Annotated in this window: 14 protein-coding genes; 6 read left to right on the forward strand and 8 right to left on the reverse strand. The window is 63.9% G+C overall.

Going from position 1 to position 15,226, the window contains the following annotated elements; translation table 11 throughout:
- Nucleotides 1-2: 2 nt before the first annotated feature.
- The 4 genes from GEV37_RS06185 to GEV37_RS06200 all read right to left on the reverse strand — a co-directional run bounded on the left by GEV37_RS06185 (nt 3) and on the right by GEV37_RS06200 (nt 3,571).
- Nucleotides 3-881 carry a dihydrodipicolinate synthase family protein gene (locus GEV37_RS06185; RefSeq protein WP_227389365.1) on the reverse strand — a complete coding sequence of 293 codons (879 nt, stop codon included), beginning with the start codon at nt 879-881 and terminating at the stop codon, nt 3-5.
- A gap of 80 nt (nt 882-961) precedes the next feature.
- The gene (locus GEV37_RS06190) at nt 962-1,606 is read right to left on the reverse strand and encodes a hypothetical protein (protein ID WP_227389366.1); all 645 of its coding nucleotides are present in this window, start codon (nt 1,604-1,606) and stop codon (nt 962-964) included.
- 62 nt (nt 1,607-1,668) lie between these two features.
- Entirely contained in the window at nt 1,669-3,267 is a 1,599-nt protein-coding gene (locus tag GEV37_RS06195) for a PQQ-dependent sugar dehydrogenase (protein WP_227389367.1), read from the reverse strand.
- A gap of 37 nt (nt 3,268-3,304) precedes the next feature.
- The gene (locus tag GEV37_RS06200; protein ID WP_227389368.1) at nt 3,305-3,571 is read right to left on the reverse strand and encodes a DksA/TraR family C4-type zinc finger protein; all 267 of its coding nucleotides are present in this window, start codon (nt 3,569-3,571) and stop codon (nt 3,305-3,307) included.
- Nucleotides 3,572-3,867: 296 nt separating this feature from the next.
- On the opposite strand from GEV37_RS06200, the gene GEV37_RS06205 reads away from it, so the two are divergent.
- From GEV37_RS06205 to GEV37_RS06220, 4 genes are read left to right on the forward strand one after another with little or no spacing between them, the layout of a single operon-like run.
- Entirely contained in the window at nt 3,868-4,338 is a 471-nt protein-coding gene (locus GEV37_RS06205) for a type 2 periplasmic-binding domain-containing protein (RefSeq protein WP_338035112.1), read from the forward strand.
- A 31-nt stretch (nt 4,339-4,369) separates the two neighbouring features.
- Entirely contained in the window at nt 4,370-5,509 is a 1,140-nt protein-coding gene (locus GEV37_RS06210) for a hypothetical protein (protein ID WP_227389369.1), read from the forward strand.
- 27 nt (nt 5,510-5,536) lie between these two features.
- Entirely contained in the window at nt 5,537-8,386 is a 2,850-nt protein-coding gene (locus tag GEV37_RS06215; protein WP_227389370.1) for a bifunctional diguanylate cyclase/phosphodiesterase, read from the forward strand.
- On the forward strand, nt 8,379-9,167 hold the full coding sequence (locus GEV37_RS06220; protein ID WP_227389371.1) for a PEP-CTERM/exosortase system-associated acyltransferase: 789 nt from the start codon (nt 8,379-8,381) through the stop codon (nt 9,165-9,167). Before GEV37_RS06215 ends, GEV37_RS06220 begins: the two co-directional genes overlap by 8 nt.
- Before the next feature lie 7 nt (nt 9,168-9,174).
- On the opposite strand, the gene nfsA is transcribed toward GEV37_RS06220, so the two are convergent.
- Nucleotides 9,175-9,912, reverse strand: a complete 738-nt coding sequence (nfsA, locus tag GEV37_RS06225; protein WP_227389372.1) for an oxygen-insensitive NADPH nitroreductase — start codon at nt 9,910-9,912, stop codon at nt 9,175-9,177.
- A 134-nt stretch (nt 9,913-10,046) separates the two neighbouring features.
- Between nfsA and GEV37_RS06230 the strand changes: the two genes are divergently transcribed.
- Entirely contained in the window at nt 10,047-10,820 is a 774-nt protein-coding gene (locus GEV37_RS06230; protein WP_227389373.1) for a class I SAM-dependent methyltransferase, read from the forward strand.
- Here GEV37_RS06230 and GEV37_RS06235 read toward each other — a convergent pair.
- Nucleotides 10,817-12,424, reverse strand: coding sequence for a methyl-accepting chemotaxis protein (locus tag GEV37_RS06235; RefSeq protein WP_227389759.1), 1,608 nt, complete (start codon nt 12,422-12,424; stop codon nt 10,817-10,819). The two genes, GEV37_RS06230 and GEV37_RS06235, sit on opposite strands and share 4 nt — an antisense overlap.
- 156 nt (nt 12,425-12,580) lie before the next feature.
- Entirely contained in the window at nt 12,581-13,642 is a 1,062-nt protein-coding gene (locus tag GEV37_RS06240; protein ID WP_227389374.1) for an NAD(P)-dependent alcohol dehydrogenase, read from the reverse strand.
- A 184-nt stretch (nt 13,643-13,826) separates the two neighbouring features.
- Between GEV37_RS06240 and GEV37_RS06245 the strand changes: the two genes are divergently transcribed.
- Nucleotides 13,827-14,720, forward strand: a complete 894-nt coding sequence (locus GEV37_RS06245) for an AraC family transcriptional regulator (protein ID WP_227389375.1) — start codon at nt 13,827-13,829, stop codon at nt 14,718-14,720.
- 30 nt (nt 14,721-14,750) lie between these two features.
- On the opposite strand, the gene GEV37_RS06250 is transcribed toward GEV37_RS06245, so the two are convergent.
- A complete protein-coding gene (locus tag GEV37_RS06250) occupies nt 14,751-15,176 on the reverse strand; it encodes a VOC family protein (RefSeq protein ID WP_227389376.1) in 426 nt (141 codons plus the stop codon).
- Between the last annotated feature and the right edge of the window lie 50 nt (nt 15,177-15,226).

Here is a 15,226-nt window from a genome sequence, read left to right on the forward strand (position 1 = left end):
GTCTAGCCGCACGCTTCGACAAAACGCTCGATGCGCGTTCGCGCCTCACCCGTTAGCGTTTTTAGCGGCAGGCACGGCGCGCTTACCTGCCCTTGCAGCTCGGCCACAGTGGCAATAACCCGCAAGCTGCCGTATTCGCGATACAGCGCCCAGAGCGGCTCGAAGATGTCTGACAAGCACTGAGCCTCCTCGGCGTTGCCGGCCTGGGCGGTGCGGGTGATGGCGAGTGCGGCCTCGGGAAAGAGCCCGCCCAGTACCGAATACCAGCCATCACAGCCGGCGCCGAGCGCGGTGGCCGCCGCCGGGTCGCCGCTGATGCCGAGGGTGACGTGATCGGGAATCAGCGCGCGCAGCCGCGCGATGCGCGTTTGGGCCGCTTCCCGATCCAGCGGCACCGGCGGAATCTTGATCGACGCGACCCGAGGGAGCTCAGCAATGCGCGCATGAAGTTTATCGCTGAACGTAAAGTGCGTGGTGCCCGGGTTGTCGTAGACGCACAGCGGCACATCGAGCGTCTTGCACGCCGCCTTGTAGTGGCCGAACACCTCTTCCTCGGTCAGCGCCTGGTACGACACCGGCGCCAGCAGCACCCCGCTCGCCCCGGCCTTCTGGGCATCCTCGGCCAGGCGAATCACCTCGCGGGTGGAAAGCGCGCCGATGCCGGCCACGACCGGTACGCCGTCGGCGCCCTCCACCGCCAGTCGCGTCACTCGAGCGCGCTCCTCGCGCGAAAGATACATGTAGCTGCCGGTCGAGCCCAGCACACCGATGGAGTCCACCCGCGCGCGCGCCAGCCGCGTCACCAGACGGATGAATTCGTCTTCGTGAACGCCCTGCTCATTGATGGGCGTCAAAGGAAAGGCACTTAATCCGGCGAACATGTTCAAGTCTCCTCGAAGGGGAATTCGGTTGATATTCAACCTATTGCCAGTGCCGAGTTGCTCTTGGTATCAAGGTGACTTCATGACTGCCTGGCAAAGCTATGCTTATCGAAAATGCTATCGATCGAATGCTCAAACAGATCCTGAACATGGTGCTTGGCAGTGTCGGCAGTAACGAGGTGGAAATCGCGGGTCAGCGATCGGCGCCCAAGCCACTTGAACAGGCCCTGGCGGGCGACCACGTTGAGCATGAGCAGGCCCTGGCGCTCCTCGATGGGCACGAACTGATAGTGCGCGTGAAGCCCCTGGCGATCACCGAGCAGAAACTCGAAACCGCCACCGGCACCCTGCTCGTCGAACAACGCTATCTCGCGGGCCCAGGGGTACTGGTCGATGATGTTACAGGCTTTGTCGAAACTATCGGTGGTGATTCGGCGATGAACGAACTCGCGGTTTTCGGTGTGAAGAGAGTAGAGAATTCGAACCATCGAAGGCCTGCGGGTGGAAATAATTAAGCGCTTGATTATATACCATTGCGCCCCGCAGGCCGAACTGGATTCAGGGCTGGCCGCTACCGCCCGCTGTGCCGTACGCAGATCATAGGCGACCACCGACGAGGTATCGATGATCGCCGCTCCCGCCGCCAAGTGCTTCATGGCTGCGGCTATGCCGATGGCAAGACCACCCACAACCTTGCGACGTGCCGGATCGAAAGAGTTGATCATTCCTGAGACGGATGCGGCCCCCCCTTTGACCTTAGTCCCAGTGACTCAAAGCGTAAACCGGCTCAGGGCGACGCGGGCACGACGCGCACCAGTTGGCCGTCCGGGCTATCGGTCAGCAAATACACCGCCCCGTCCGGTCCGGTGCGCACGTCGCGGATGCGCTCCTCGAGTTCGCCGAACAGCCCTTCCACGTCCTTAGCCCGAGTAGCGTCGGCATCGAGCGTGACGCGGCGCACCTCGTGATCGACCAGAGAGCCGACGAAGAGATTCCCCCGCCAGGCGGGAAACAGATCACCGTCGTAGAGCGTCATGCCCGACGGCGCGATCGAAGGCGTCCACTCGAGAAGCGGCGCCTCGGTGCCCGGGTATTCTGTGAAAGGCGTGACCCGGGCGCCGGTGTAGTCGAGCCCGGTGGTGGCGATGGGCCAGCCGTAGTTGGCGCCGGGCGAGATGAGATTGATCTCGTCGCCGCCGCGCGGGCCATGCTCGTGGGCGATGACGCGACCATCACCGGCCACCACCAGCCCTTGCACGTTGCGGTGGCCGATGGAGTAGATCTCCGGGCGAGCATCGACCTCGTTGACGAAGGGGTTGTCCTGCGCGGCGCTGCCATCGGTATTCAAGCGCACGAGGCTGCCGAGATGGCTTTCAAGGTTCTGGGCCTGTTCACGGTAGTCGAAGCCGTCACCCAGGGTGAGCAGCAGCGTGCCATCGCCGAGCCAGGCCAGCCGACCGCCATAGTGGGCGGCGCCGCGCTTGGCGGGATGGGTACGAAAGATCTCCTCCACCTCGCTGAGCGCGCCGTCGTCCAGTCGTGCGCGGGCGAGGCAGGTGTGGTTGGCGGCGAGCTCGCCGCAGGCGTAGCTGAGAAAGAGCCGATCGTGCTGGTCGTCCTGTGGTGAAACCAGCACGTCGAAGAGCCCCGCCTGGCCCGAGGCGAACACCTCCGGTACGCCCTCGATCTCGTCAAGCCGTTGTCCTTGGGCATCGAGCAACCAGAGGCGCCCGGGGCGCTCGGTCACCAGCATGCGCCCCTCGGGCAGGAACGCCAGCGACCAGGGGTGCTCGAGCCCTTCGGTCAGGACCTCCAGCCGATAGGCGGGCGCGTCGACCTGGGCAAGCGCCGGCGGCGAAGGTGCCAGACCGACAATACCCGCCCCCAGCGCCATTATCGCCGCCCCGGTAAGATGGGTTCCCCGATGGCGATGGCCTCGGCCGCGCAGCAGCGCGAGCAGCAGCCCGGCGAAACCGGCGCTTGCCAGCATGGCGACGAGCCCGAAGGTGGTGCGCGTGGCCGCCACCAGAGTGGGCATGGGCGCGAAGTGGTTGACGATATGGAGCGTGGCGAACAGCGCTACGATGGCGAGCAGCGGGCACAGCGCCAGGCGGTAGCGACCGTGCAGCACCAAGCGCGAAATGGTCAGCGCCACGGTCTGGGAAATGAGGAATCCCACCGAGAACAGCAGCGCATAGATCGGCGAGAAGGTCACCAGATCCCAAAGCGTCGTGGCGATGCGCCGCGCAAGGGATATCTCCACGCCCATGCGGGCAAGCGCCGCCAGGTTGATCTGGGTCTGGATGATGCTGCCTAAGAGAATACCCGCCACCAGCGCAATGGCGACGTGCAGCAGCACGCGAGACCAGAGGGGTCGTCTTTGCATCAAAATGTCCTTGTAAGCTGTTCTAGTCGACGACGTGTCAACGCAGTTGGCTATCCTTGCTGCCGCGGCGATTGTAGCCGCTTGCCCGAGAGGTCGTCTTGTCGCGCTCGGCCTGGCAGGCAATGCATAGCTTCACGCCAGGCATGGCCTTGCGCCGCGCCTCGGGAATCGGTTCGTCGCACTCTTCGCAGCGCTGCCGGCTTTCGCCTTGGGGAAGCTGGCTACGCGCCCACTCGACGCCCTCTTCCAGGGTGCTTTCGATCTGCTCCTGCTCGGCGCCGTCTCTGGCCCATCCTCCTGCCATGGTGGTTCTCCTCAAGCGTTGATGGGGTTAAGTGTAGCGCCTGGAACCGCACGTTGCCTTGCATGGCACTACCCACTCTCACGCCTTGTGTCTATGCTCAGAGATACGCTGGTTTTATGTCTTATTGCGCGTTTCCACACTGGTTAAAAGTGGTTAAGCTCCTTGACCAGCAAACTAATTAAAAGCGCCTAGGGAGCGGTCATAATCAACGCTGATAAAGTTATAAAAACCGGGTCCCCACTGCGCACTCGACGGCGCCGGACGATCAACGCTCGAAGGGCAAGATGCACCCTTCGATGAGTCGCCAAGCGATACCCGCCCTCCTGAAACGCACGCTGAGGTACGCCCTTGGGCACCTGCTGGTGTGGAGCATGTGCGTGAGCCAGGCACAGGCGCAGACATCCGACGACGAGATACGGGTGGTCGCCCATCCGGATGTCGCCCTGCAAAGCATGAGCCGCGACACCACCCGCGCCATCTTCGCCATGCGCCAGCGTACCTGGCCGGACGGTCGCGCCATCCAGGTCTTCGTGCTTCCCAATCGTGACCCGGCCCATGCGCGCTTTGCCAAGGAGCAGTTGAACGTCTACCCGCACCAGCTCCAGCTCGCCTGGGATCGCATGGTGTTCTCGGGCATGGGGCAGGCACCCCATCGCGTTCGCAGCCTGACTGAAATGCACGACAAAATAGCCACGACACCCGGCGCGCTGGGGTATCTCGAGAGGGCCTATCTGGATGACGCGATCCAAGTCATTTCGGTGGAATGACGGTAGTGTCGCTACGCTTTTGTGTATCGGCGTGACCGCCTTTACAGCGACCAAGGGCCTTGCAAACGACACGCTGCGGACGGCCCAACTGCATGGATTTCTGAGCCAGGCGCTGGTCATCACCGACGACAACGACTTCTTTGGCCCCAGCAGCACGGGCGCCGGCAGTGCCGAATACACCGAGCTCGGGCTCAATGCCTCCCTTCGCCCTTATCCCAACGTGCTACTGGCAGCGCAGGTTTTGAGCCGCCGTGCGGGAGGCGAAGGCAGCGACGCCAAGCCTACCCTCGACTACGGCGTGGTCGACTATCAACTGACCTCAAGTCACGACCGCACGCTGGGCGTTCAGGCCGGACGCTTCAAGAACCCGTTCGGCCTGTACAACCAGACCCGCGACATGGCCTTCACCCGCCCCAGCATACTGCTGCCGCAGTCGATCTACTTCGACCGCACTCGCTCGATCGGTCTCGCCGCCGACGGTATCGGCGTCTACGCCGAGCAGCGCGTACCAGCGGGCACCCTGCGTTTTCGAAGCGGGATCGGCCAGCCCCAAACCGGCTCGGACCTGGAGGAGCAGCTTTTCTGGGGAGCCCAGGCGAGCATATCCGCCGCCGGGCCCTCGGTGATCGCCCAATTGCTGTTCGAGAGTGACAGCGGCAAGTTCGTCGCGGCGCTGAGTGCTGCGGACGTGAACCTCGACATCGACTTCAGCGGTCAGCCGGCGGATTTCGGTTTCCAGCCTTGGATACTTTCGCTGCAGTACAACGAGGACCTGTGGAGCGTGACCGGCGAGTATGCGCTGCGCAACCAGCATCTTCACGGCAGCGCGCCGCGCACCTTCGACGCTACCGGAGAGAGCTGGTACCTGCAGTACGAGCGGCGCCTGACGCCGGAATGGAGCTGGCTGCTACGCTACGATAGCCTGGTCAACGACCGCCAGGATCGCTCAGGACGCCAGTACGAGCGCAGCGGTCTCGGCCCGGGGTATTCCCAGTTCGCCGACGACATCACCACCGGCGTGCAGTGGATGCCCACGGCAAACCTTATGCTGGCGGCGGAATACCACTATATTGATGGCACGGGCTGGTTGCCGACCCGTGATAACGCCAACCCCTGGGAGGCGAGCAAGCATTGGAACATGCTGCTGTTACAACTTTCACTGCGTTTTTGAGCGTCGGTCATCGGGGTACGAACATCTATGCAAGCCACTGCAACTCGGCGCGCGCCTCGCTGGCTAAGTCTCACCTGGCGGGTGGTAGCCCTTAGCAGTCTTCTTCTTCTGGCGCTGGTGGCGCTGTTCGTCTGGCTGGGTCAGCACTTCCTGACCCAGCAGTTGGAATCGACACGCCTGCAGCACCACGAACGCCAGCAGCGCGAGATTCGCCTGGCCATGCAGCGCTCGAGCGACGGTCTGCGTCAGCTGGCAGGCCTGACCGCGGCGGCGCCAGAGCTCGGCAACGCACTGCTGGACAACGACAATGACGAACTCGATGACCTGCTGAGTGCGCAATGGCCGGCGCTTCAGCTCGAAGGCGGCGTGGATAACATCTACATCTACAACCGGGCTGGCGAGCAGGTGATCCACTTCGGCATCAGTGGCGGCACCCCGCTGTTTCCTGCTCGGCGCTGGATCGACGACGTGCTGAACACGGAGGCACCGATCACCACGCTGCGCTGCGCCCTCGCCTGCCAGCAGTTCGCCGCCGTGCCGGTGCTGCTCGACGGGGAAAGCCGGGGCGTGGTGATCTTCACCCGCGACCTCGCCGATGTGATGCGCGAGGTAAAGGCGGTCTCGGGCAGCGAAATCGCGCTGATGGTCACCGGCAACCTGGAGAACGAGGCCCAGCCACAGGGCCCGCGAATTCCCGAATGGAACGGCCAGATCATCGCCCTGACCCGCGTCGAGCAGACGCTGCCGATCCTTCAGGCCGCTGCGGCCGATGCCCCCATCTACCAGTTGGTGAACGCGCCCTACAGCGCGCACCATGACAACCGCTACCTCGAAGTCAGCGCCGTCTACATGCAGGATGACAGCGATTGGCGCAGCACCGGCTACTTCCTGCTAGTGGCGGATACGTCGCTTGCGATGATCTCGATCCAGGCTGCGACTCAGGGGCTCCTGCTGGTCGGCGTGATCGGCTGGCTGTTGGCGGAGCTTCTGTTGCTGATCATCCTGCTGCGCCCGATGGCACGGCTTCGCGGCGTGGCGGATCTGCTCCCCACCCTGGCCCGAGGCGAATTCGAGCAGGTGCGCGAGCGCCTGCTCCCTTCAAGGTCGCACTGGAAGAACGAGATCGACGTGCTGGAAGAGGCTACCCGCACCCTCTCGATGCAGTTGCAGACCCTGCAGGGCCACGTCAACGAACGCAACAGCGAGCTCTCCACGCGTATTGACGAGCTGGCCCGCGAGCGCGACTTTGTCAACGGGCTGCTCAATACCGCCCAGGTATTCATCGTCGCCCAGGACAAGCAAGGCTGCATTCGCCTGGCCAACAGCTACACCTACCAGGCGCTGGGGCTAGAAGAGAGTAATCTCGTCGGTCGCCGCTTCGACGATGTGTTCAATCACCCCCAACCGGTGAGCAGCGCGCCCTGGAGCACCGGCATCCCGCAGCGCCCGCTGCCCGAGGAGAGCACCTTCAGGGTGTGCACACGGCAGTTGGCGACCGCGGTGTGGTATCACGCCTCGCTCGGCCAGACCGGCGCCGCGACGCTTGCGCGCATCTCGGTGGGTCTCGACATCACCGAACGCAAGGCCGCCGAGGCGCGCCTGACTTGGCTCGCCGAGCGCGACACCACCACCGAACTCTACAACCGGCGCTATTTTCAGGACGCGCTGATGGCCACGCTCGCCCAGCATGCCGAGGTCGCCGTACTGCTGCTGGATCTCGACCGTTTCAAGGAGATCAACGAGCTTAGCGGCCACCACGTGGGTGACCGGTTACTCAAGGACGTGGCGTTCACGCTCAGTGCCAATCTCGGCCAGCGCAGCACCATCGCAAGGCTGGGCGGCGACGAGTTCGCGCTGCTGATGACGGACATCAACAGCGAGCAGGCCATCAAGGTCGCCGAGTATGTGATCCAGTTGATCAACGCGATCGAGTTCAGCGCCGCCGGGCGCAAGCACCACATCGGCGCAAGCGTCGGTATCGCCCTGTTCCCGATGCACGGCCAGACCCCGGAAGACCTGCTGGCCAGCGCCGATATCGCCATGTACAAGGCCAAGGAGCGCGGCAGCCCCCACTGGCACCTGCTCTCCATGGTGGAGAACGCCAAGGACGAGCTGCAGGAGCGCGTCTACTGGATCGAGCGCATTCGCCAGGCCCTCGAGCACGATGAGTTCGAGATCTGGGTGCAGCCGATCGTTCGCCTCGACGACCGCTCGGTCAAGCATTTCGAAGTGCTGTTGCGCATGCGCAACGCCGACACGAGCCTGGTGACGCCAGCCCACTTCATTCCCGTCGCAGAACAGAGCGGGTTGATCACCCAAGTGGATCGCTGGGTGATTCGCCACAGCCTGCAGGCGCTGCACGCGCTCCAGGGCCGCGGCATCTCGCTGTCGGTGAACCTGTCGGGGCAGTCGCTCCATGATCACGGCTTGCCGCAATACCTGATGGACGAGTTCCAGGAGAGCCAAGCCGACCCGCACCACCTGATCCTGGAGGTTACCGAAACCGCCGCCATCACCGATTTTTCGGTAGCCCACAACGTGCTGCAGAAATTTCGCCAGCTCGGCTGTCGAACGGCGCTGGACGACTTCGGCGTGGGGTTCAGCAGTTTCCACTACCTGGGCCAACTGCCTGTGGACTACATCAAGATCGACGGCTCGTTCATTCGCAACTTGCTGGTCAATCCTGACAGTCACACCATCGTCAAGGCGATCTCGGACATCGCCAAGGGCTTCGGCAAACAGACCATCGCTGAATTCGTTGACCAGGAGGAGCTGTTGCCGCTGCTGCAGGAGCACGGCATTCACTATGCCCAAGGGTACCACCTGGGCAGGCCCATGCCCTTGGCCCTCCTGCTCGAGGGCCGCGTCCATGAGTGAGCACGCGGGCTCGAACGACAACCGGGTTCTCAACCAGAGCCTGGCGACGCTGATCGAGAAGGCGCCGCCGCTCAAGCCCGACCACCTGGACGTGGACGTCTTCGCACGGCGCTTCGAACTTGTCATCGCCCATACCGACGCGGCGCGCGAGCGCGCCTTCGCACTGCGCCATCGGGTGTTTCGCGAGGAGCTCAAGTACCAGCTCGGCGGCGACCGGGCGTTCTTCGAGCACGACGAGTACGACTACAACAGCGTGCTGTGCCTGCTCAAGCATCGCGAGAGCGGACTGGATGCCGGCTGCCTGCGGGTGGTTCTGGTCCCCGACGCTTTCAAGAAGCTGCCTTTCGAGGGATATTACGATCTGGCGCTGCTCACCTCGCCGCTGTCGCCGCGCGTCTTCGAGCGCAGCGAGATCTGCGAGGTATCGCGCCTGGCGGTCCACCCGGCGTTTCGGAAGAAAAGCGCCGACCCCGGCGAGCGGGGCTGGCGCCACGAAAGTCCGGCGATGATCAGCCTGAGCCTGTTTCTCGCCGCCACGGCGCTGGTGGGGCTACTCGGCACGCCCAACGTGTTCGCCATGCTCGAGCCCAAGTTCAACCGCATGCTGGGCGCGGCAGGCCTGCGCTTCGAGCAGATCGGCGAAATCATCGAGTACTGCGGCAAGCGCGCGCCCTATTACATCCATCAGCCCACCGCCGAATGCCTGCTGCCCGACGCCTTGCGCCCGTTGTTCGAGCTGATTCGCGCGCGGCTCACCGTTGAGTTCGACCCGCCCCGTTGATCCCTGCCTACTTCATCTCGAAGCCGCGCTCGACGAGAAACTCGCGCATGTGCGCGCGCAGCTTGGTCTCGAACAGCGAGGTCAGGTTGTGCGACCAGTCAGTATCCTTGTTGGCGCTGCTGCGCGCGCGGTAGTAGGTGCGCATGGTGTCGTCGAAAGCCGCGACCTCGGCGGCATCCTCCTGATAGACCTCCTCCTTGAGCACCGCCTCCACGGGCAGGCGCGGCTTGATTTCGGGGATGCGCTCGGGATCGGGATAGCCGATGCACAGGCCGAACACCGGATAGACGTGATCCGGCAGGCGCAGAAGTTCGCTCACCGCGCCCGGGTTGTTGCGCAGCCCGCCGATGTAGCAGATGCCAAGCCCGACAGATTCTGCCGCCACGACCACGTTCTGCGCCACCAGGGCGGTATCCACCGTGGCCACCAGAAGCTGTTCGGTCATGCCGGAAATCACTTCGGCGCCAGCGCGCTCGGCAGCCTCAAGGGGGCGCTTCATGTCGGCGCAGAACACCAGGAACGTGGACGCATTGGCGACGTAGGCCTGTCCGCCGGCGAGTTCGGCAAGCTTTTCGCGGCTTTCAGGCGACTGCACGTGAATGATGCTATAGGCCTGCACATGGCTGGAGGTCGCCGCCCCCTGCCCGGCCTTTATCAGCTCGACCAGAAGTTCCCGGGAGATCTTCTGGTCTTTAAAGGCGCGAATGGAGCGGTGAGATTTCAGCAGTTCGATCGTATCGTTCATAGGTCCTCGGTTATCCTCGTGACGTCGTCGCAGATAGCGCCTGTGCCTTCATTTGTGCGCTAATAAAATAGCCGGTAACTGGCTATACTGGAAAAAAAACGCTGCCTCCCCTCAGCCGATGCCTGGAAATCGCCATGACCTCGACACCACAGATCCCCGGCCAGTCCTGGAGCGCCCGCCAGTATGCCGAAAACGCAAGCTTCGTGCCCGCCTTGGGACAAGACGTTCTGGCGCTGCTTGCCGCCAAACCCGGTGAGCGCATTCTGGATCTTGGCTGCGGTGACGGTGCCCTGACCGAGCGCATCACCCGTCAGGGCGCCGAGGTGCTGGGCGTTGACGCCTCGGAGGAGATGGTCGAGGCCGCCCGGGCGCGAGGCATCAACGCCCAGCGCACCGACGCCTATCAGCTGCCCTTCGACCAGACGTTCGATGCCGTGTTCAGCAACGCCGCGCTGCACTGGATGCTCGACCCGCAGACGGTGCTGGCGGGCGTCAAGCGCGCGCTCAAACCCGGCGGGCGGTTCGTGGCAGAGTTCGGCGGCCACGGCAACGTCGCCGCCATCTGTACCGCGCTGATCGCCTCGCTGCAGTTTCGCGGCATCAGCGCCCGAGGCCGTCACCCCTGGTACTTCCCGACCGCCGAAGAGTACGCCCACCTGCTCGAAACCGCTGGATTCCAGGTCGACAGCATCGCGCTGATTCCCCGCCCGACGCCGCTGCCCACCGGCATGCAGGCGTGGCTCGAGACCTTCGCCCAGCCGTTCTTCCACGGCCTCGACGACGATCTCAAGATAACGGTGATGGACAATACCCTGAACCTGCTCTCCCACACCCTGAGCGATGGCCAGGGCCACTGGAGCGCCGACTACGTGCGCCTGCGCGTGTCGGCGCACCTGCCCAGTGTTTAAGCGATAGCTAGCCGGGCAGCAGCGGGCGGATCGAGCGCGGGCGTAGCCGGCTGCGCTGCCTGAGTGCCCACCTTGAAGGTGGCGATCAGGTCGGCAAGCTCGCTCGCCTGATGTTCGAGCGAACCAGCGGCAGCGCTGGTCTGCTGTACCAGGGCACTGTTTTGCTGGGTCACCGAGTCCATCTCGTTTAACGCGACGTTGATCTGCTCGATGCCGCTGGTCTGCTCTCGCGTCGCGGTGGATATCTCGCCCACCAACGCGGTGACCTTCTCGATCGCCTCGACACTTTCTGCCATGGTGATACCACAGTGCTCGGCCTGGCGCGCGCCGTCGTGGATACTGGCAGTGGTCTGCTCGATCAGCACGCGAATCTCCCGGGCGGAGTCGGCGCTTCGCGTGGCCAGGGCGCGCACCTCGCCGGCCACCACCGCGAAGCCGCGGCCCTGCTCGCCGGCACGTGCGGCCTCTACCGAAGCGTTGAGCGCCAGAATGTTGGTCTGAAAGGCGATGGCGTCGATCACGCCGATGATGTCGTTGACCCGATGAGCGCTTTCGGCGATGTCGCGCATTCGCGTCACGGTGCGCTCCACTTCCGCCCCACCCTGCTGGGCCGAACGCGCCGCCGCCACGGACAGCGCATCGGCCTGCTCGGCGATATCGGCATTATTGCGCACGGTGGTGGCCATCTCTTCCATGCTCGTGGCGGTCTGCTGCAGCGCCGAGGCCTGCTCCTCGGTGCGCGTGGACAGATCCTGACTGCCCGACGAGATCTCCTCTGCCCCGGTGAAGACGCTGTCGCTGCTGGCGCGCAACGAGCCGACCAGCGTCGTCAACCGCGCCTGCATGGCCTCGAGACCGGCAAACAGTCGCCCGATCTCGTTGCGACCGCGATCCTCAATGCGCTGAGTCAAGTCGCCGTCGGCGATGGCCGCGAAGTGCTCGAGCGCCCGTTCGAGCGGCTTGACCACGCTTCGCATCATGCCAAGGCGCAGCGCCGCCGCTGCCAGTAGCGATACGATCAAAAGCGCCAGGGCCACGATGCCGAGCCGCTCGGTAAGCGTCGAGGCGTCGTCGAGCAGTCGGGCGCTGCGCGCCTGGCTGTAGGTGATGAAGCCGCTCATCGCCTCATCGAGCGCGGCGCCTAGAGCGCTCAGGCTCTCCTGGCTGCGCTGAATCTGGAACGGCGCGGCGTCGAGCAGCGGCACCATACCCTCAACGATGTAGGCCTCGAAGGCAGCGACGATGGCGTCGCGGTGGCCGGCAAGCTCGTCCTGGTCGCTCACCGGGTAGGCCTGGAACTCGTCGAAGCGTGCCCGAGAGCGCGCCAACGCCTCGCCGGCGCGTGCCAGACTCTCGGCCCCGCGCTCCGGGTTGCCCTGGGTGCTGAAGCTGGCCGAGCGATCCAGAAAGGTCTGGGCGCGCAGCGCGTTCACCTGAGTGCGGTTGGCCAGGTTCGCCAGCCGCACGTTGACGCTATTGAGCTCGACCAGCGCCCGGTTGCTCGACTGGCTGGCGAAAAAGCCCAGGCCGCTGGCCAGGGCGATCATCACCACCAGCAGCGCCAGGGCGGCGGTCAGGCTCCATTTGATCGACAGATTGCGCATCACGGTATCCCTTCTCGTTGGACGGTCATCCTAAAGGGCATCGGCGAGCGGGCGTGAAGCTGAAGCCGATTTAAATTTTTCGCGACCAAAGTTCAATGCCCTGAACAAGAAAACGCCGCGGGCGAACCCGCGGCGGTCGATCAAACACGGTGCGAATTAGGCAGCATCGCCCTTGAGCGTGGCCATGTCGATAACGAAACGGTAGCGCACGTCACCCTTTTCCATGCGCTCGAAGCCTTGGTTGATGTCGTTAATGTCGAGCATCTCGACATCGCAGGTGATGCCCTGCTCGGCGCACAGGTCGAGAAGCTCCTGGGTCTCGGCGATGCCGCCGATCAGAGAGCCCGCCACCACGCGACGCTTGAACACCAGATTGAACGCTTCGATCGCCGGCTCGATCGGCTCCAGCAGGCCGACCAGGATATGCGTGCCGTCGTACTTCAAGGCATTGAGGTAGGGGTTCAGGTCGTGCTGGACCGGCACGGTATCGAGCATGAAGTCGAAGCTTGCGGCCACCGCGTCCATCTGCGCCGGGTCGCTCGAGACCACCACGTGATCGGCGCCGTTGCGCTTGGCCTCCTCGACCTTGGCGTTAGAGCGGGTGAACACGGTCACCTCGGCGCCCAGCGCCTTGGCGAGTTTCACGCCCATGTGGCCAAGCCCCCCCATGCCGATCACGCCAAGCTTGTGGCCCGACTTGACGCCGTAGTGCTTGAGCGGCGAGTAGGTGGTGATGCCGGCACACAGGATGGGCGCCGCCGACGCCAGATCGATGCCGTCCGGCATCTTCAGCACAAAGTGCTCGCTGACCACGATCGAATCGGAATAGCCGCCCTGAGTGAGGGTGCCGTCGACCCGGTCCGGGCCGCCGTAGGTCATGGTGAAGCCTTCCAGGCAGTACTGCTCGACACCGTCGTTGCACGCAGCACAGCTTCTGCAGGAGTCGACCATACAGCCGACGCCGACCAGATCACCCGCCTTGAAACGGCTGACCTTTTCGCCCACGCCGGTCACGCGGCCAACGATCTCGTGGCCCGGCACCACCGGGTACTGGCTCATGCCCCAATCGTTACGGGCGAAGTGCAGGTCGCTGTGGCAGACGCCGCAGTAGAGGATCTCGATGGCGACGTCGTCCGGACGCGGGGCGCGGCGCTCGAAACTGAACGGCGCCAAGGGCTTGTCGGCGGCGAAGGCGGCAAAGGATTTCGCTTGGATCATGATCGCTCCTGGTTGATCTTCGAGGCCACAGTATCGACTTATCGAGGCGTCGGCGCGATGAGCAATGCTCCGAATTTTTTGCCTATTCCTCCACAAAAGAGTGATTGAATAACATTATCGCGCCTAAAAATGACACAATCCTCAAAACACCCTGGGTACACCCTCCCCTTGAAAGAGCGCCTTGATGACCACCACCGCTTCGACATCGAGCCCGCTTGCCGGGCTCATTGCACCGCTGATCCAGCACGATGGCTTCAACGCGACGCGCCTGTCAGGGGTTTCGCTGCTGCATCTGGGGCGCTACCAGCCGCGCACGCCGCTGATCTACGAGCCGAGCCTGACCGTGATTGCCCAGGGGCACAAGACCGGCTACCTGGGCAACCGGGAAATTCATTACGGCCCGGGGCAGTATCTGGTTCAGACCCTGCCACTGCCCTTCGAGTGCGAAACCTTCGGCAGTAGTGAAACACCGCTTCTGGGTCTGGCCGTCAGGCTCGACCCGGCGCTGTTGAACGAGCTGGTCAGCGCCATGGGACACGACGGCCCGGCGCATACGGCCCCGGAGCCGATGGCCTCGGTGGCGATGAGCGAGACGATGGATGCAGCGGTCATGCGCCTGGCGCAGACCCTTCACGACGAAAGCGCCTGCCACGCAATGGGGGCGGCGCGCCTGCGCGACGTGGTGTTCGAAGCGCTGCGAGGCGACCAGGGTCCGGCGCTGCGGGCGCTGGTTCAAGGCCACGGGCACTATTCCCGCATCGTGCAGGTGCTGTCCCGTCTGCACGAGGGCTTCGCCGAGGACGTGGACGTCGATACCCTGGCGCGCCAGGCGAACATGTCGAACTCCACCTTTCACCAACACTTCAAGCAGATCACCCGGGCCTCGCCGGGGCAGTACATCAAGCGCCTGCGTCTGTTGAAGGCCCAGACGCTGCTTACCCAGCACCGCCACAACGTCAACCAGGCGGCCGTGGCGGTGGGGTATCGCAGCGTTTCCCAGTTCAGCCGCGACTACAAGCGCTACTTCGGCGACTCCCCGCTCAAGCATCGTCGCAACGAAAAGGCGCCGGGGATGTGACCCCCGACGCCCTGGACGCGCACGCGTGGCTTACTTGGCGAAAATCTGGCTCTTGTCCTTGAACGCCTTGAACTCGAGGGCATTGCCGCAAGGATCGAGCAGGAACATGGTGGCCTGCTCGCCGACCTGGCCCTTGAAGCGAACGTAGGGTTCGATGACGAACTCGATGCCCTTCTGCTTCAAGCGCTCGGCCAGTGCCTCCCACTCGTCCCATTCCAGCAGCACACCAAAGTGTGGTACCGGTACGTCGTGGCCGTCCACCGGGTTGGTGTGAGCGCTTTCCTGACCCGGCGTCTTGGGATGCCCATGGATCACCAGCTGATGGCCGAAGAAGTTGAAGTCGACCCAGTTCTCGCTGGAGCGCCCTTCTTCCAGGCCGAACACGTCGTTGTAGAAAGCGCGGGCCAGGGGAACGTCATACACGGGAATGGCGAGGTGAAAAGGTGAAAGGCTCATGCAGGTCTCCTGTTGTCAAAGGACATTGTCAAAGGACATTTTCCAAGGAC

This window comes from Vreelandella malpeensis, assembly GCF_020622355.1.
In the GTDB taxonomy this organism is placed as follows: Bacteria; Pseudomonadota; Gammaproteobacteria; order Pseudomonadales; family Halomonadaceae; genus Vreelandella; species Vreelandella malpeensis.